The organism is Celeribacter sp., assembly GCF_048259695.1.
Classification (GTDB): domain Bacteria; phylum Pseudomonadota; class Alphaproteobacteria; order Rhodobacterales; family Rhodobacteraceae; genus Celeribacter.
Map to the genome: position 1 here is coordinate 382,142 of NZ_JBLXHL010000001.1, position 17,293 is coordinate 399,434.

General features: G+C 60.1%; 16 protein-coding genes. 7 read left to right on the forward strand and 9 right to left on the reverse strand.

Annotated elements, in window-relative coordinates:
* Nucleotides 1–8: 8 nt before the first annotated feature.
* The 9 genes from ACN0Q0_RS01850 to coxB form a co-directional block, all read right to left on the reverse strand.
* Nucleotides 9–599 (reverse strand): GNAT family N-acetyltransferase, encoded by a 591-nt coding sequence (locus tag ACN0Q0_RS01850; protein ID WP_417241645.1) that lies wholly within the window; start codon nucleotides 597–599, stop codon nucleotides 9–11.
* The gene (locus ACN0Q0_RS01855; RefSeq protein ID WP_417241646.1) at nucleotides 599–1,858 is read right to left on the reverse strand and encodes a M16 family metallopeptidase; all 1,260 of its coding nucleotides are present in this window, start codon (nucleotides 1,856–1,858) and stop codon (nucleotides 599–601) included. Before ACN0Q0_RS01855 ends, ACN0Q0_RS01850 begins: the two co-directional genes overlap by 1 nt.
* Nucleotides 1,855–3,237, reverse strand: a complete 1,383-nt coding sequence (thrC, locus tag ACN0Q0_RS01860) for a threonine synthase (protein WP_417241647.1) — start codon at nucleotides 3,235–3,237, stop codon at nucleotides 1,855–1,857. Before thrC ends, ACN0Q0_RS01855 begins: the two co-directional genes overlap by 4 nt.
* Before the next feature lie 41 nt (nucleotides 3,238–3,278).
* Complete coding sequence (locus ACN0Q0_RS01865) at nucleotides 3,279–3,950, reverse strand: SURF1 family protein (RefSeq protein WP_417241648.1); 672 nt, start codon at nucleotides 3,948–3,950, stop codon at nucleotides 3,279–3,281.
* Nucleotides 3,951–4,036: 86 nt separating this feature from the next.
* Nucleotides 4,037–4,840, reverse strand: coding sequence for a cytochrome c oxidase subunit 3 (locus ACN0Q0_RS01870; protein ID WP_417241649.1), 804 nt, complete (start codon nucleotides 4,838–4,840; stop codon nucleotides 4,037–4,039).
* 38 nt (nucleotides 4,841–4,878) lie between these two features.
* Nucleotides 4,879–5,460: a cytochrome c oxidase assembly protein gene (locus ACN0Q0_RS01875; protein WP_417241650.1), complete on the reverse strand. Its 582-nt coding sequence runs from the start codon at nucleotides 5,458–5,460 to the stop codon at nucleotides 4,879–4,881.
* On the reverse strand, nucleotides 5,460–5,639 hold the full coding sequence (locus ACN0Q0_RS01880; protein ID WP_417241651.1) for a hypothetical protein: 180 nt from the start codon (nucleotides 5,637–5,639) through the stop codon (nucleotides 5,460–5,462). Before ACN0Q0_RS01880 ends, ACN0Q0_RS01875 begins: the two co-directional genes overlap by 1 nt.
* Nucleotides 5,639–6,577: a heme o synthase gene (cyoE, locus tag ACN0Q0_RS01885; RefSeq protein ID WP_417241652.1), complete on the reverse strand. Its 939-nt coding sequence runs from the start codon at nucleotides 6,575–6,577 to the stop codon at nucleotides 5,639–5,641. Before cyoE ends, ACN0Q0_RS01880 begins: the two co-directional genes overlap by 1 nt.
* A gap of 137 nt (nucleotides 6,578–6,714) precedes the next feature.
* Entirely contained in the window at nucleotides 6,715–7,620 is a 906-nt protein-coding gene (gene coxB / locus ACN0Q0_RS01890; protein ID WP_417241653.1) for a cytochrome c oxidase subunit II, read from the reverse strand.
* A gap of 179 nt (nucleotides 7,621–7,799) precedes the next feature.
* Between coxB and tldD the strand changes: the two genes are divergently transcribed.
* The 7 genes from tldD (at nucleotide 7,800) to ACN0Q0_RS01925 (ending at nucleotide 17,284) form a co-directional block, all read left to right on the forward strand.
* Entirely contained in the window at nucleotides 7,800–9,221 is a 1,422-nt protein-coding gene (tldD, locus tag ACN0Q0_RS01895) for a metalloprotease TldD (RefSeq protein WP_417241654.1), read from the forward strand.
* 253 nt (nucleotides 9,222–9,474) lie between these two features.
* A complete protein-coding gene (locus tag ACN0Q0_RS01900; RefSeq protein ID WP_417241655.1) occupies nucleotides 9,475–10,374 on the forward strand; it encodes a DMT family transporter in 900 nt (299 codons plus the stop codon).
* A gap of 187 nt (nucleotides 10,375–10,561) precedes the next feature.
* The gene (dprA, locus tag ACN0Q0_RS01905; protein WP_417241968.1) at nucleotides 10,562–11,761 is read left to right on the forward strand and encodes a DNA-processing protein DprA; all 1,200 of its coding nucleotides are present in this window, start codon (nucleotides 10,562–10,564) and stop codon (nucleotides 11,759–11,761) included.
* A gap of 139 nt (nucleotides 11,762–11,900) precedes the next feature.
* The gene (gene topA / locus ACN0Q0_RS01910; RefSeq protein WP_417241656.1) at nucleotides 11,901–14,546 is read left to right on the forward strand and encodes a type I DNA topoisomerase; all 2,646 of its coding nucleotides are present in this window, start codon (nucleotides 11,901–11,903) and stop codon (nucleotides 14,544–14,546) included.
* Between the two features lie 160 nt (nucleotides 14,547–14,706).
* A complete protein-coding gene (locus ACN0Q0_RS01915) occupies nucleotides 14,707–15,423 on the forward strand; it encodes a CoA transferase subunit A (protein WP_417241657.1) in 717 nt (238 codons plus the stop codon).
* Nucleotides 15,424–15,437: 14 nt separating this feature from the next.
* Nucleotides 15,438–16,511, forward strand: coding sequence for a GSCFA domain-containing protein (locus tag ACN0Q0_RS01920; RefSeq protein ID WP_417241658.1), 1,074 nt, complete (start codon nucleotides 15,438–15,440; stop codon nucleotides 16,509–16,511).
* A complete protein-coding gene (locus tag ACN0Q0_RS01925) occupies nucleotides 16,508–17,284 on the forward strand; it encodes a hypothetical protein (protein ID WP_417241659.1) in 777 nt (258 codons plus the stop codon). The genes ACN0Q0_RS01920 and ACN0Q0_RS01925 overlap by 4 nt, the downstream gene beginning before the upstream one ends.
* The last annotated feature ends 9 nt before the right edge of the window (nucleotides 17,285–17,293 follow it).

The window sequence follows — 17,293 nt, forward strand, 5'->3', positions numbered from 1 at the left end:
TGTAGGGGTCAGGCCAACCCGACCTCTGTGCGTCCGCGACGGTCGCTGCGCAGGGCCGAGTATAGTACGTGATTGCGCCACCGGTTGTTGATTTGCAAATAGGCCTGTGCGACGCCCTCGTATTTGAACCCCGCCTTTTCAAGCACCCCGCGCGAGGCGGTATTCTCGGGCAGGCACGCGGCCTCGATACGGCTCAAATCAAGTCTGGCAAAGGCGTAATGCGTCACGGCCTCAATGGCTTCACGCATGTAGCCCGACCGCGCATAGGGCGCACCGATCCAATATCCTATTGTTCCTGCCTGTGCAGGGCCACGGCGAATATTATCGAGCGTGATTGCCCCCAAAAGGGCATTGTCGGCACGGCGCACCAAGAACACGGGGAGACCCGTGTCGGATTTCACCGCCCGTTCGGCCCAATAAACGCGATTGGAAAAGGCTTTGCGTGACAGGTGGTCATCGGCCCATTTGGGTTCCCACGGCTGCAAAAAATCACGGCTGCGGTCGCGCAATTCGGCCCAGGGTCGAAAATCGCCATGCTGTGGCAACCGCAACACCATGCGCTCCGTATCAATCCGGACCTTGGCCCTGCGCGTCAGCATCAGGCGGCAAACCTATCTTGCAGCGCCTCCAGAGAGGGCGTTTTTTCAATGGGTCCGTACAGCGCCATTGCCACATGCCCCTGCCCCATCGAGGCGAGGAAGTTGCGGGCCTTTTCGACGCTCACATCATCAATACGGGCCACCGTTTCGGACAGCTCGGGGACGCGGTTCCAGATACCGATCATGCGGGCATTGCGCTCGGCACGGCTTGACGGGCTTTCCAACCCCATCAACAGGCCTGCCTTGATCTGCGCACGCGCACGGTCGACCTCATCAACGCGCATCTCGCCTGCGGCGCGCTTGATCTCGTCAATGGTCAGTTCGGCCAGATCCTTGACCTCCTCGCCCGATGTGCCGGCGTAAATCGTGGTCATACCCGTGTCGGAATACGCCCCCGATTGCGCGTAGATCGTATAGCACAACCCGCGCTGTTCGCGGATGGTCTGGAACAGGCGCGAGGACATACCACCGCCCAACGCCGTCGCCGCCGTCTGTGCGATATAGATATCCTCGTCGCGGTATCCTGGTCCCTCAAAGGCAAGCGTGAAATGCGCCTGTTCGAGATCCTTGGTTTTGCGAAACTCACCGCTGTGAAACACGGCTGTGGTAGCCGTGTCATCACCGCGTTTGGACAGGCCACCGAAAATCGCCTCGGCCTCGCGCACAAGCGTATCGTGATCGACCGCCCCCGCCGCCGACAGGACCATACGTTCGGGACAATAGTGTTCGGAGATAAAACCCGCGAGATCCTCACGCGAGAATGCATTCACCCGTTCCGTTGGCCCCAGAATGGTGCGACCTAGCGCCTGTGACGGATAGGCCGCCTCTTGCAGCCAGTCAAAAATCACATCATCGGGGGTATCAAGCGACTGGCCGATTTCTTGCAAAATCACACCGCGCTCAACCTCCAACTCACGCGGGTCGAACACAGGGTTCATCAGGATGTCACCAATCACATCGAGCGCCAAAGACACGTCATCTTTTAACACACGGGCGTAATAGGCGGTCGCCTCGCGCGAGGTATAGGCGTTCAGATACCCCCCGACGTTTTCAAGGACTTCGGCGATATCCAACGGCGAACGCCGCGCGGTGCCTTTAAAGGCCATATGTTCGAGAAAGTGCGCAATACCGTTTTGCTCAATCCGCTCATGGCGCCCCCCCGCCAGAACCCACACGCCAATCGATGCGCTTTCCATCCCGGGCATGTGTTCTGTGGCGATCCGGAAACCGTTGGACAAAGTGTGCAGTTGAACGGTCAAACGATACGCTCCTTTACCAACGCTTTGAGCGCGGCGAGATCATTGGGGACAACGGTGAAACGTTCGTCTTTGCCGAACAAATCACCCATGCGTTCGGGCAGATCGGGATGAATGCCACAGGCATCTTGCACGGCTGCGGGGAATTTTGCGGGGTGCGCGGTCGCGAGCGAAATCATCGGCACACCGGACAGATGCGCCTCGGCCACGTTGACGGCCACAGCCGTGTGCGGGCAAAGCACCTCACCCGTGCGCGCATGAAGCGCGGCGATGGTGGCGGAGGTTTCATCCTCGGAGACGCGGCCAGAGGCGAACAGGTCGCGCAAACGGTCCATTGCGCCTTGGCTAATTTTGAACTCGCCCGATTTGAACTCGTCCATCAACTGCGCAATGGCGGCGCCTTCGCGGTCGTAGACGTCGAACAGGGCACGTTCGAAATTGGAGCTGACCTGAATATCCATCGACGGCGAGATTGACGGGGTCACACCGTGTTTGGTGCAGGCTCCCGTTTCCATCGTGCGATGCAAAATGTCGTTCTGGTTGGTTGCGATCACCAACTTGTCGATGGGCAGCCCCATACGCTTGGCGATATAGCCCGCGAAAATATCACCGAAATTACCCGTAGGCACGGTGAACGACACCTTGCGATGTGGTGCGCCGAGCGACACGGCGGAGGTGAAATAGTATACCACCTGCGCCAGAACCCGCGCCCAGTTGATCGAATTGACCGCGGCCAGTTTCACCCCGTCACGGAACTCATGGTCGGCAAACATCTCTTTGAGGGCCGCCTGACAGTCGTCAAAATCACCCTCGACGGCGAGCGCATGGACGTTGGACTCGGTCGGCGTTGTCATCTGACGGCGCTGCACATCCGAGACGCGCCCATGCGGGAACAAGATAAAGACATCGACGTTATGCAGCCCCTTAAAGGCCTCGATCGCCGCCGAGCCTGTATCACCCGAGGTGGCGCCAACGATGGTCACGCGGTCACCACGGCGCTCAAGCGCGGCTTGGAACAACTGGCCGATAAGCTGCATCGCGAAATCTTTGAACGCCAATGTCGGGCCGTGGAACAGCTCCAACAGGAAATGGTTCGGACCCAGTTGCACAAGCGGCGCACGGGCATCGTGACCAAAGGTGGCGTAGGCCTTGGCGATGATCTCTTTGAATTCGGCATCGGTAAAGGTCTCGCCGATAAAAGGCTTCATCACGCGAAAGGCGACCTCTTCGTAGGATTGCCCTGCAAAGGCCGCGATTTCATCCACCGACAGGGTCGGGATGCTCGCGGGCACATACAGCCCACCGTCAGAGGCCAACCCCGTGAGCATGGCATCTTCAAAGGAAAGGTCCGGCGCTTGGCCGCGTGTGGAGATATATTTCATCGCTCGTCTTCCCGTTATAGGGCCGGTTACATCATGCGGGCCTACCCGCGCTTGGACCTCATACGCCACAGCAGCAGGCTTGTCATCCCGAACCAAACGGCGGCGAACAAAAACCATTGCACCATATAGCTAAAGTGATTGTTCGGGATCGAGGCAACGGTCGTGGGCATCGGCAAAATGCCGGCCCCTGTGCTCTCGCGCGCGACAATCAGAACCGGCTCGACCTGTAGCGCCGCGGCCATTTTCACGACATCACGGGCGTACCAATAGTTGGTGTCAGGGTCGTCTTGCGGAATAAAACGGTCGCGCTCGTCGGGCCATTGCAGATTGCCTATAACCTCGATCGTACCTTTCGGGCGCTCGGCCAGCTTGGCCGCCGTCGGCACGTATCCACGATCCACCATCACGATACGCCCCGTGTCCGCCGTAAACGGGGCAATGATGCGAAAGCCCGCGCCATAATCCCGCGACGAGACAAGCACATGTAACTCGGCCTCGCCAAATGTGCCGTGCAGCTTCACAGGGAGATAGGCATCATGCTGTGGCTCGGGCCAGTCAGGCAGCTCTACAGGGGCGTCGTTGATCATCGCCTCGATCTTGGCAATCGCGGCGGCCTTTTGCGGGATCCGCCCCTTTTGCCAAAGCCCCAAAGAGATCAGGATACCCAAGCCTATCAGCCCAAGGATCAGCGTGGTGAAAAAGCCGCGGCGCATGGCGTGTCTCCATAGATAAAGGGCGCAAAGGTTTCCCTCTGCGCCCTTCTAATCTGTTCTGGTTCCGGACGAAACCTACGAGGGCGTTACTGGCCCCAAATGTAAACCGCCACGAAGAGGAAGAGCCAGACAACATCCACGAAGTGCCAGTACCAGGAGGCCGCCTCGAAACCGATGTGATCCTCTGCCGTAAAGTGGCCGCGTTGGGCGCGCAGCAGGCAGATCAGCAAAAAGATTGTGCCGATGATGACGTGTGCGCCGTGAAAGCCCGTGGCCATAAAGAAGGAGCCATAGAAGAACTCGCCGCCAAAGGTCCAACCCTCGTGCACGAGCAGTTCGTAGTACTCGTAGGCTTGAAACAGGGTGAACACCGCACCGAACAAGACACCGCCCGCAAGGCCGGCAATGATGTCTTTGCGCACGTTACCGTGGACAAGCGCGTGGTGCGCCCATGTGACCATCGCCCCCGAACACAAAAGCAACAGCGTGTTGATCAGTGGCAGGTGAAAGGCATCGACGGGAATGATGTCGGGTTTGACATAGGATGTCCCCGCATATTCGTACATCGGATACATGGCGTTCTTGAAAAACGCCCAGAACCATGCGGCAAAGAACATGACTTCGGACATGATGAACATGATGAAGCCATAGCGCAGGCCGATGCGGACCACAGGCGTGTGATCGCCCGCCTGGTTCTCGATGATGGTCTCGCGCCACCAGCTCCACATCACGTAGAGCACGCCGACAAAGCCGATCAGAAAGATGAACGGGTTGTCATTGGCCATCCATTGAACGGCGCCAAAGAGCATGATGAAGGCTGCAATAGAGCCAAGCAGTGGCCACGGCGATGGCGGCAAAATGTGATAGTCGTGGTTCTTTTCGTGCGCCATTGGTGCGTCCCTCTCCCTTGAGATGGTCCCTTATCGGGTTAGTTGAGATCTGTTTGTTTGGCTGCGCCGTTATCAAGTGCGGCGTAGTCCTCGGGCAGATCCGTTTCGTAGAATGTATAGGACAGCGTAATACGATGCACGAACTTTGCATCCCTGTCCGTTGTGATATCGGGGTCGACGTAGAAAGTCACGGGCATCAGCACGCTCTCTCCGGGTTGCAAAACCTGTTCGGTAAAGCAAAAACAGTCGATTTTCGTGAAAAATCCGCCCGCCTCAAAGGGGGCAACGTTATAAGTCGCGGTTCCTGCGATCACGCGGTCGGAGGTGTTGATCGCCTCGTAAAATGCCAGACCCGTCTCACCGATGCGCAATTCCATCTCGCGATCGACGGGGCGGAACGTCCATGGAAAGCCACGGTCAATAGAGGCATCAAAGCGGATTTTGATGGTCTCGTCGAGCACCACGTCAGAGCCGGCATCGGCCACGGCAGTCTCGCCGCCAAACCCCGTGACTTTGCAAAACCACGAATAGAACGGCACCGACGCCCACGCGAGCGCCCCCATCGTAACGACAACGCCGAGAAGTTTGAGAGCCGTTTTCTGCGGGGCTGCGGTGGCCATTACTTTGTCACCCCTTGTTGGGCGGGACCGACACCGGGCATCAGCGCGTTGTTTTGTGCGGTGAGCTTCACGACCGTCAATCCCATCACCAGAACAACAAACAGGCCAAGCACAAGGCCAAGCCCGACATTGCGGGATTTGCGACTTTCGTGAACTTTATGAATGTGGGCAATGGCCATCAGAATGGACCTCCAATGCCGAAACCGAGGAGCATCTTGTCCACCATCAGGGCTGTGAAATGTAAAAACAGATAAGCCAAAGAAAGCTTGAACACGTATTTTTCGACTTTGTATTTATCGGCCTCGGCCTGCACTTCGTCGCGGCGGTAAATGTCCCACGCGCCCTTAAGGAACGCGGCATTCATGACCACGGCCACAACCAGATAGGCCCATCCCGCAAGCGGCGTGAGGAACAATGCGAATGCGGTCATCACAAGGGCAAAGGTGTAGACAAGGATATGGGCGCGGGTGGCGCGCTTGCCGTGGGTCACGGTCAACATCGGCACTTTGGCCTTGTCGTAATCCGAATTCATAAACAGTGCCAAAGCCCAGAAATGCGGCGGCGTCCACATGAAGGTCAGCATAAACATCAACGTCGAGGCGAGGGTAATATCGCCCGTCACCGCCGCCCACCCGATCATCGGAGGAAAGGCGCCCGCAGCACCGCCGATCACGATGTTCTGCGGGGTCGAACGTTTGAGCCACATGGTATAAACCACGGCGTAAAAGAAGATGGTAAAGGCCAACAGACCCGCCGCAACCCAATTGGACGCAAGGCCCAACATCACGACGGAAAAGCCCGACAGCGTCAGACCGATGGCAAGCGCTTCGCCCGCCTCGACCTTTCCGGCGGGGATCGGACGTTTGGACGTGCGCTTCATCACGCGGTCGATATCGGCATCATACCACATGTTCAACGCCCCCGATGCACCGCCGCCAATGGCGATGCACAGGATCGAGAAAAAGCCGACAAACGGATGGATTTGACCCGGGGCCACAAACAGGCCCGCAAGTGCGGTGAACACGACCAGAGACATCACGCGCGGCTTTAACAGGGCGAAATAGTCGCCAAAGCCCGCTTCGCGGTCGTCGTCAAAATTGATGGTCGCGTCAGTCATCGCGGTCTTTCTTTTGGCGTGCCGCCACCCCATCGTGGGCTGAGCCTCTGGTCCGGGGCGGCAAAGTAAGTGTGCGTGGGCTATTTGGGCGAGAGGGGCGATCAGGCCGCCCGCTCTCCAATGGTATCGCGTGTCGCTTAGTCGGCGGAAGCGAGTTTGATCGTCTGCGGGCCGGTATCAAGCGCCGCATATTCCTCTTTCGCACTGGCCAGCCAGATCGCGTAATCGGCCTCGGACACAACCTTCACCGTAATCGGCATATAGGCGTGGTCTTTGCCGCACAGCTCGGAACACTGGCCAAAGAAGGTGCCGGTTTTCTCGGCTTTGAACCAAAGCTCGGCCACACGGCCGGGAACGGCGTCCTGTTTCACGCCGAACGCGGGGATGGTCCACGAGTGGATCACGTCCGCGCCGGTCACGCCCATGACGATGGTTTTGCCGATTGGCACGACCACTTGGGTGTCGGTGGCCAGAAGGAACTGGTCGGCGGTGTAGCCCGCGTCGACAAGCGCCTGCTCGATCTCGGGGGTACGGGTGTAATTGCCGCCCGTGGCCGGCTGACCGATCATGTAGCTGTCAAAGCCGAAGCCCTCGTCGACATACTCGTAGCCCCAGTACCACTGGTAACCGGTGACCTTGATGTAGATGTCGCCTTCGGGGATTTCTTGTTGTTTGAACAACACGGGAAGCGAATACGCACCGATGACGACCAACACCAGAATCGGCACAATCGTCCACGCCACCTCGATCGGTGTGTTATGGGTGAATGTCGACGGCGTCGGGTTGGTACGGCGGTTGAACCGCACAATCACAACCGCGATGAGCAAGACAACAAACAAAACAATCGCGCCGATGACCCAGTTCAACATGCCGTCGAGCCATTGCAGGTCACGCGCCAGTTCGGTCGCAGGCTCCTGGAAATCGACGCCCTTGGGGTGCGGAGCTCCAAGCAGCTCACCGGCATCTTGCGCCAGAGCCGAAACGGCACCTGTCGCGGCGAAAAAGGCGGCCATCAGACCAGTGGTGAGGGATTTAGTGCGCATGTTCTCTTCCCATTTGTGCATTCAGGACTACGTGCCCTGTATCGCTGCGCCCGTTGGTCGAACGCATTTTCATTTGTGTCTTTGGTGCTGAAGGTCATAGTAGTCCCTCAACGCCCTGCTTTGGGTTCCCGTTTGACCGCTTTTTTTGATCTAGATCAAGCCCTGAGGACCATAATTTTATGTCAACGAGACGTTTTGACCCATTCAATGACGCTCTGGACCGCGATGCGGCCCTCAAAACACTGCGCGAAGCGGTGAACGGGGCCGATGACGGCGAGCTATTCCTCGAAAGACGCACATCCGAGGGCCTGGTGTTCGATGACGGACGGATTCGTAACGCATCGTATGACGCAAGCGAGGGATTCGGGCTTCGGGCGGTGCGGGGCGAAACCGCCGGATACGCCCATTCCACAGAAATTTCAGAGGCCGCAATTAAACGCGCCGCGCAGACCGCGCGCCTCGCCGTGGGTCACGGCGGCGGCACGATGGCCGATGCGCCCCGTGCGACCAATGTAAAACTCTACACCGACGACAACCCGATGGAGGGCGCCGCATTCGACGCCAAAATCGACACCCTTGCCGAAATTGACGCCTATTTGCGCGCCCTCGACCCGCGCGTGGTCCAAGTGACCGCCTCTCTGGCGGCCTCCTATCAGGAAGTGTTCATTTTGCGCCCCGAAGGCGGGCTTGTCTCCGACATCCGCCCCATGACACGCCTGAATGTGTCGGTGATCGTCGAACAGGGCGGCCGCCGCGAAAGCGGATCGTCGGGCGGTGGTGGACGCACCGGCATCACAGGGCTGATGGCGCCCGATCATTGGAAACCCGTGGCCCGCGAAGCGCTGCGCGTGGCCTGTGTGAACCTTGAGGCGATCCCTGCCCCCGCGGGGGTGATGGATGTGGTGCTCGGGCCGGGATGGCCCGGTATTTTGCTGCACGAGGCCGTGGGTCACGGGCTTGAGGGTGATTTCAACCGCAAGAAAACCTCGGCCTTTGCGGGCCTGATGGGCCAACAGATCGCAGCCAGGGGCGTGACCGTTCTGGATGATGGCACCCTTCCCGACCGGCGCGGGTCCATCACCGTCGATGACGAGGGCACCCCCAGCGCAAAGAATACCCTCATCGAGGACGGCGTGCTCGTCGGCTACATGCAGGACCGCCAGAACGCCCGCCTCATGGGCGTGGCCCCCACCGGCAACGGACGGCGCGAAAGCTACGCCCACACGCCGATGCCGCGCATGACCAACACCTATATGCTCGGCGGCGACACCCCGCCCGAGGACATCGTGGCCGACCTCAAGGACGGCATTTACGCCGTGGGGTTTGGCGGCGGTCAGGTCGACATCACCAACGGCAAATTCGTGTTTTCGTGCACCGAAGCCTACCGTGTCGAGAACGGAATTGTCGGCGCCCCTGTCAAAGGCGCCACCCTCATCGGTGACGGGGCCACCGCGCTCAAGCAGATCCGCCATATCGGCAACGACATGGCGCTTGACCCCGGGATGGGCAATTGCGGCAAGGCGGGGCAATGGGTGCCTGTGGGCGTCGGACAACCGACCCTGATGATCGGCGGGCTGACCGTGGGCGGATCGGCAAAGTAGCCCGCCCCCCATGCCCGCTGCGCCCTGCGCTCTGCGCGAGCTTTGCGCGTGCTTTGCAATGACAAGAATGAGGAGCCACGTCTCAAACCCGTGGCCTCCCTCCATGACCCGTGTGCGCACAGGGCCTTTTCGTTCTTAGACATCCCAAGGGCACGACCCGCGGTCTATGGTTCTTGAAAGCGCATCTGCACCCCCGCGCCTCACGACCGCATGGGGGACACCCGCCGTATCTCGCACAAGGTTCATCCGCCGCATGACCGCCACACCGTCCGCCGCCTCCGATGCGGGCCGCCCGCTATTCGGGATCTTTCTCGTGGCCCTGACCACGCTTTTCTTTGCGCTCACGGATGTGTTCAGCAAACAATTGACCATGGCCTATCCCGTCCCTGTGGTGATGGCGATCCGCTATTTCACGAGCTTTATCTTGCTCACGACACTGTTTGGGCCTCGAATGGGCAAACGCCTATGGGCCACCAAACGCACACGGCTCGTGCTTGTACGGGCGGGCATTCTGACACTGGCCTCGCTCACAATGGGACACGCGCTTCGCCTGATGCCCGTGGGCGAAACCATCGCCATTCTCTACCTGTCGCCCTTTGCGGTCATGGCACTGGCCGTGCCGATCCTTGGCGAAAAGATCACACCGTGGGGCGTCTTCTTTGCCATTCTGGGCTTTTGCGGCGTGCTACTGGTGCTGCGCCCCGGATCCGGCCTTGATCCCGTTGGCGTGCTCTGGGCGCTTGGCAATGCGAGCTGCGCCACCGCGTTCCATTTGCTCACCCGCAGCCTGTCGCGCACAGAAACCGCCATTTCCATGCTGTTCTTCGTGACGCTCGTCGGCACGGTGTTTTTCGTGATTACGGCGATTCCGCATATGGCCACCGTGCGCCCGCCCCTGCGCGATCTGGGGTTGATGGCCTTTGTCGGGATAACGGCCACCTCGGGGCATTTCCTGTTCGCCGTTGCCTACCGCGAGGCCCCCGCCGCCATCATCGCCCCGCTCAACTACCTCCATCTGGTCTGGGCCGCCCTTTTGGGATGGGCCATATTCAACCACACGCCGGACGGAATCTCGGTCGCGGGCATGGCCATTATTGTCGGCGCGGGAGCAGCCCTTGCCGTCAACGGACACATTTCCAAGACCAAACCGTGACGTAACGGCAACAGGACAGGCGTGGTTAAGATCTCAAAGCGCGGTTTTCTTAAATGCAGTTCAACATTTCTTTGTTTTGGTAACGGCTCATTAACTAATTTGCGCGACATTAGGGATGCAAGAGACGGAGCGAGCGGTTTAATTGGATTTCATCCCTTCCCACCACCCCCTCACCCCACCCCACTCTGTGGAAGATAGAGCCACACAGCTCCGCCTCTTGCGATCACGCCGCGTCGGCCCGACGACTTTCCTCAAATTGTTAACCGAACACGGCAGCGCCGCCGCAGCCCTTGAGGCTTTGCCACAGGTCGCCCGCGCCGCAGGCGTATCGGATTATCAAATTTGCCCTGAGCGCGTTGTCGCCGCCGAACTCGCCGCAGGACGCAGGTTTGGCGCGACATTGGTGGCCCGCGGCGATGCCGCCTACCCGTCTCTCCTATACGATCTCGATGACGCCCCGCCTCTGTTGTGGATGAAGGGCGACCTGTCGCTGATCGAACGCCCGCTCCTGTCCATCGTCGGCGCACGCAATGCCTCGTCCTTGGGCCTGCGCTTTGCCCGCACGCTTGCCGCCGAATTGGGCGCCGAGGGGTTTGGCATCGTGTCGGGACTGGCCCGTGGCATCGACGCCGCCGCCCATGAGGGCGCAATCGACAGCGGCACGATTGCCGTGCTTGCGGGCGGACTTGATACGATCTACCCCAAAGAGAACACCGGAATTTACCACCGCATCGCCGACACGGGCATCCTGATCTCCGAACAACCGCCGGGCATGAAGCCCTTCGCGCGGCATTTCCCCATGCGCAACCGCATCGTCTCCGGCCTGTCGCGCGCCACGATTGTGGTCGAGGCCGCCGCCAGATCCGGATCGTTGCTCACGGCGGGCAATGCCCTCGACCAAGGGCGCGAGGTCATGGCGGTCCCCGGACATCCGTTCGATGGCCGCGCCTCGGGATGCAACATGTTGCTGCGGGACGGGGCCACATTGATCCGTGGAGCGCGTGATGTGCTCGAGGCTCTGGCCGCGACACCGCCCGTATCCGCGTCACGCCCCGCCCATCGCGCCACACGCCAGATGCACATGCCGCTGTCGCCCCCCGAACCACAACCCGACCGCACGGCCACGCCCCCCGATGGCACCGGACCGATCCCCCCCGTGACAGCACCTGTGACCCTTCCGCCGTCCACCCCGCAAACCCGCAGCCTGTCGGATCATGCCGCATTGCACACCGAAATCCTGTCACGCCTGAGCACCACCGCCCTGCCCGAGGATGCTCTCATCCGTGCGCTCGACGCCCCCAAGGATCTGGTGAGTGCGGAGCTCTTGACCCTCGAACTGAGCGGTCGCATTGCCCGCAAATCCGGGGGCTTGTTGGCCCTCTCTTGACCCGTCCCAAATAACGCGGATTTATTCTGCCCTTTAGGGCAGGGGCGATAATTGCGTTTTCACCCGATTGACAATCGCCAGTTGCGCAACACATTTTGCGCCTCCATAAGGCGCGAAAAGTTATGTAAGAGGACAGAGCATGCCCGTTGTTGTTGTTGAATCCCCGGCGAAAGCCAAAACGATCAATAAATATCTCGGCAAGAACTTCACCGTGCTTGCATCCTACGGCCACGTCCGCGACCTGCCCGCCAAGAACGGATCGGTCGACACGGACGCCGATTTCGAGATGACGTGGGAGGTCGGCGCAGACAGCCGCAAACACGTCAAAGCCATCGCAGACGCGCTCAAAACCGACGACACGCTCATCCTCGCAACCGACCCCGATCGCGAAGGCGAAGCGATTTCATGGCACCTGCAAGAGGCGCTGACCAAACGCAAGGCGATCAAGAAATCGACCGCCGTGTCCCGCGTCACCTTTAACGCCATCACCGAAAAAGCCGTCACCGAGGCGATGCAGAACCCGCGTCAGGTCGACGCGCCATTGGTCGAGGCCTATCTGGCGCGGCGTGCGCTCGACTATCTTGTGGGCTTTAACCTGTCGCCCGTGTTGTGGCGCAAATTGCCCGGTGCGCGCTCCGCGGGCCGCGTTCAATCGGTGTGCTTGCGTCTCATCGTCGAGCGCGAAACCGAGATCGAGGCCTTTAACCCGCAAGAATACTGGTCCGTCAAAGCCCTGCTTGAAACGCCCCGCGGTCAACAATTCGAGGCACGCCTGACACAGCTGTCGGGCAAGAAACTCGACAAATTCGACCTGCACGACAAAATCGGCGCGGAAATGGCCGTGGCGGCGGTCTCGTCGCGCGCGCTTCACGTCGATACGGTCGAGGCCAAACCCGCCTCGCGCAATCCCTCCGCGCCCTTTATGACCTCGACCCTGCAACAGGAGGCGAGCCGCAAATTCGGCTTTGGCGCCCGCCAGACCATGAACTCCGCGCAACGTCTCTACGAGGCGGGTCTCATCACCTACATGCGAACCGATGGCATCGACATGGCCCCCGAGGCCGTGGCCCAAGCCCGCGATGCGATCAAAAGCCGCTATGGCGACAAATACGTCCCCAAAAGTCCGCGCATCTACAAAAACAAAGCGAAAAACGCCCAAGAGGCCCACGAATGTATCCGCCCCACGGACATGTTCGCCGCACCCGACACGGTGAAATTGTCCGACAATGACCAAGCGCGCCTGTACGACCTGATCTGGAAACGCACCATTGCGGCCCAGATGGAAAGCGCGAAAATGGAGCGCACCACCGTCGACATCACATCCGACGACCGCGAAGTGGTGCTACGCGCCACAGGTCAGGTCGTGGTGTTTGACGGCTTCATGGCCGTCTACACCGAGGGCCGCGATGACGTGGACGAGGACGACGAGGGCCGCCTGCCCCAGATCACCCAAGCAGATGCACTCAAACGCATCGCGGGCGGGTTGACCGCGCAAGCCACCGACAAAACCGTCGTCATGGGCGACAAGGATGCGGTGATGGGCCTACAGCACTTCACCAACCCGCCGCCGCGCTACACCGAGGCCACATTGGTCAAGCGGATGGAAGAGTTGGGCATCGGCCGCCCGTCCACCTATGCCTCCGTCCTGTCCACCATCGTGGACCGCGAATACGTCAAGAAAGAACAGAACCGCCTGATTCCAGAGGACAAAGGCCGGATCGTAACGATCTTTCTGATGAACTTTTTCAAGAAATACGTGGGCTATGAGTTCACCGCCGACCTTGAGGCGGAACTCGATGAGGTCTCCGCAGGCGAGCGCGATTACAAGGAAGTTCTGGGCCGGTTCTGGCGCGATTTTTCCGCTGCGATCGGCGAAACCTCCGAATTGCGCATCTCCGAGGTGCTCGACAAACTCGACGATGCCCTCGCCCCGCAACTCTACCCGCCGCGCGACGATGGCACAGACCCGCGCGTCTGTCCCAAATGCGGCGAGGGCAGTCTGCACCTGAAAACCTCGCGCACCGGCGGCTTTGTCGGCTGCTCGAACTATCCCGAATGCCGCTTTACCCGTCCCATCAGTGGCGAGGGGGCCGAGAGCTATGAAAAGGTTCTGGGGCAAGACAACGGCGACGACATTTCGCTGCGCTCGGGGCGCTTTGGCCCCTATGTGCAGCGCGGCGAGGTCACCGAAGAAAACAAAAAACCCAAACGCTCCTCGCTGCCCAAAGGGTGGGCGCCCGAGAGTATCGATCTGGAAAAGGCGCTCACGCTGCTCAATCTGCCGCGCGAAATCGGCACACATCCGGAGGGCGGCGTTATTTCCGCCAACCTTGGCCGCTTTGGCCCCTATGTGATGCACCAGTTGCCCGACGAGGCGAAACCCGTCTACGCCAACCTCGCCACCCCTGACGAGGTGTTCGAGATCGGCATGAACCTCGCGATGGAAATGATCACGCACAAACGCGAGAACCCTGGCCGTGGCCGCCGCACCGCCAAGGCGCTCAAGGAGTTGGGCGATCACCCTGATGGGGGCGCGATCAACGTCATGGACGGCAAATTCGGCCCCTATGTGAAGTGGGAAAAGGTCAACGTGACCTTGCCAAAAGAGATCAAGCCCGAGGACATCACCGTCGAACAAGCGCTTGAATTGATTGCAACAAAGAAACCCGCCAAGAAGAAAGCGGCGCCAAAGAAAAAGGCCGCGGCAAAGAAACCCGCAGCCAAGAAAAAAGCGCCCGCGAAAAAGCCCGCGGCAAAGAAACCTGCAGCGGAAAAAGACGCCTGAGCACAGCCGTCGCGCAGCATGACCAATCAAGGGGCGCCCGTTGCGGCGCCCTTTTTCCATGCCGCAACCGCACATTGCGGCCCTTTCGCAGGTGCAGAATATTGACACAGCCCATCGGCTTCGCCAGTGTTGCGCAACACCATTTGAGAGGGACACCCAGATGAACAAAGTATATGGCTCCGCCACCGAGGCGCTCGACGGCCTGTTGACCGATGGCATGTTGATCGCGGCGGGAGGGTTCGGCCTATGCGGCATCCCCGAGTTGCTCATCGACGCCATCGTCGACAGCGGCGTCAAGGACCTCACAGTCGCCTCCAACAACGCGGGCGTGGACAGCTTTGGCTTGGGCAAATTGCTCGACACCCGTCAGATCCGCAAAATGATGTCGTCCTATGTGGGCGAGAACGCCGAATTCATGCGCCAATACCTGTCGGGTGAATTGGAACTGGAGTTCAACCCACAAGGCACATTGGCCGAACGCATGCGGTCCGGCGGTCATGGCATCCCGGGGTTTTACACCAAAACGGGCGTTGGCACGGTCATCGCAGAGGGCAAGGAACACAAGGAGTTCCCGACCGGTCCCGGTGGCCAACCCGAGACCTACATTCTGGAAGCGGGTATTTTCGCCGATATTTCCATCGTCAAGGCATGGAAAGCCGACGAAACAGGCAACGCGGTGTTCCGTAAAACGGCGCGTAATTTCAATCCGCCTGCGGCCATGTGCGGGAAAATCTGCATCATGGAAGTCGAAGAAATTGTGCCGACAGGTTCGCTTGACCCCGACAAGATCCACCTGCCGGGCATCTACGTGCATCGCCTGATCCAGGGCGACCACGAAAAGCGGATCGAACAACGCACCACACGCCCCGCAGCGTAACGGCGGACCCGCGCGTGACCTCCCCCTACGATACCCTTGAGGATCGTGCGTTCTGGCGCACGGGGGTGGTGGCGTGCGATCCGCATCATGTGGCAGATCTTTACCACCCAAAGTTCGCAATCACCAAAGAGACGGCGATTATGACGGCGGGCTCGTGCTTTGCCCAACACGTCCACCGCACCCTCAAAGAGCGCGGTTGGTCCGTGATCGACACCGAAACGCCAAGCGGTTTATTTCCCCGCGAGGTGCTCAACCGGTTTGGCTACGCGATGTATTCGGCGCGGTATGGCAATATCTATACCGTGCGCCAACTGCTGCAATTGCTGCGCGAATCCTATGGCGACGTCACCCCCGCCGATCCCGTCTGGACCCGTGACGGACGGTTTTTCGATGCCCAGCGCCCCAATATCGAACCCGATGGATTAGAACGCGCCGACCTCGTGCAAGAGGCCCGCGCCAGCCACCTCTCGGCCATTTGCGCCGCACTGTCCAAAGCGGATGTGTTCGTCTTTACCCTCGGCCTGACCGAAGCATGGATGCATCGTGACAGCGGAACGATCTACCCCACGGCCCCCGGCACCATCGCAGGCACATTTGACGCCGCGACCTATAGGTTTCACAGCTTTACGACCGCCGAAATATTGGCCGATCTCGCATCGGTGCGCACGGTGTTGCAGGCGGTAAACCCGCAGATAAAGATGCTGCTCACCGTGTCCCCCGTCCCGCTCACCGCCACGGCCACAGGCGGGCATGTGCTTGCCGCATCGAGCTATTCCAAAGCGGTGTTGCGCGCGGCGGCGGGCGAGTTCAGCGCCGCGCATGAGGATGTCGACTATTTCCCCTCATTCGAGGTCATCACCAACCCCGCCGCACGGTCGGCGTTTTTCAAACCCAACCTGCGCTCGGTTGAGGATGCGGGCGTGGCCGCGGCCATGCGGATGTTCTTTGCCGCCCATGGCCCCGCATTCGACCCGGATGGCGACACCGACGCCCCCGCGCCGCACGACGACAATGACCGCGATGATGGCGATGATGGCGATGATGATGTGATTTGCGAGGAGGCGCTCGTTCGCGCCCGTGCGACATGAGGGTTCTTATTCTCGGCAGTTCCCACACCGTGTGCTTTCGCGACGCAATTGGCGCATTGCGCACGGATTTCCCCGGGTTGGAGCTGACCACCTTTGGCCTGCCGGGGGGGAAATTCGCCGCCGCGCGCCTTGACGGCTCGGTATTGCGGGCGTTGGACGATGCGCATGATGTGGCGATGGAGTGGAACGGTGTGACCGAAATCGACACCGCCGCGTTCGATCGCATCTTGATGGTGGGCGAGCGGTTCTCGTTTCAATCGGTAACGCGCATGTTGGCGCTGCACAATGTGTTGGAAGAGCCACTGCGCGATGATCTCCCGCTTATCAGCACGGCCGCCCTCGAGGCCCTGATCGACGGGGCTGTCGCCGGACAGGTGGACGGGATCGTGGCGCGGTTTGGCCGCGACCCCCGCATCACACATCTGCCCGCCCCCTATCCGCTTGCCCGCAGTTGGAAACAGGGCGCAGGCCACGAACGGTTCATCACGCTGTTGAGCAATCGCGCCACCACCCCCCGTTGGATGACACGGTTCGAGGCAAGCATTGCGGCGCATCTTGCCGACGTCGACCACGGATTTATGCCACAACCCGAACCGACACGACATGACGCCTTTCGCTCGCGCAATGCCTTTGCGTGGCCCAAGAGCGGCCAGGGCGCGGCGGGCAACCGCGTCGACAACCGCCACCTGAACACCGATTACGCACGGATCGCATTTGCGGCCTATGCGAATAACATCCTGAATATGCGCCCTCGAGCGGCGCACAACACATAAAGACGCGGA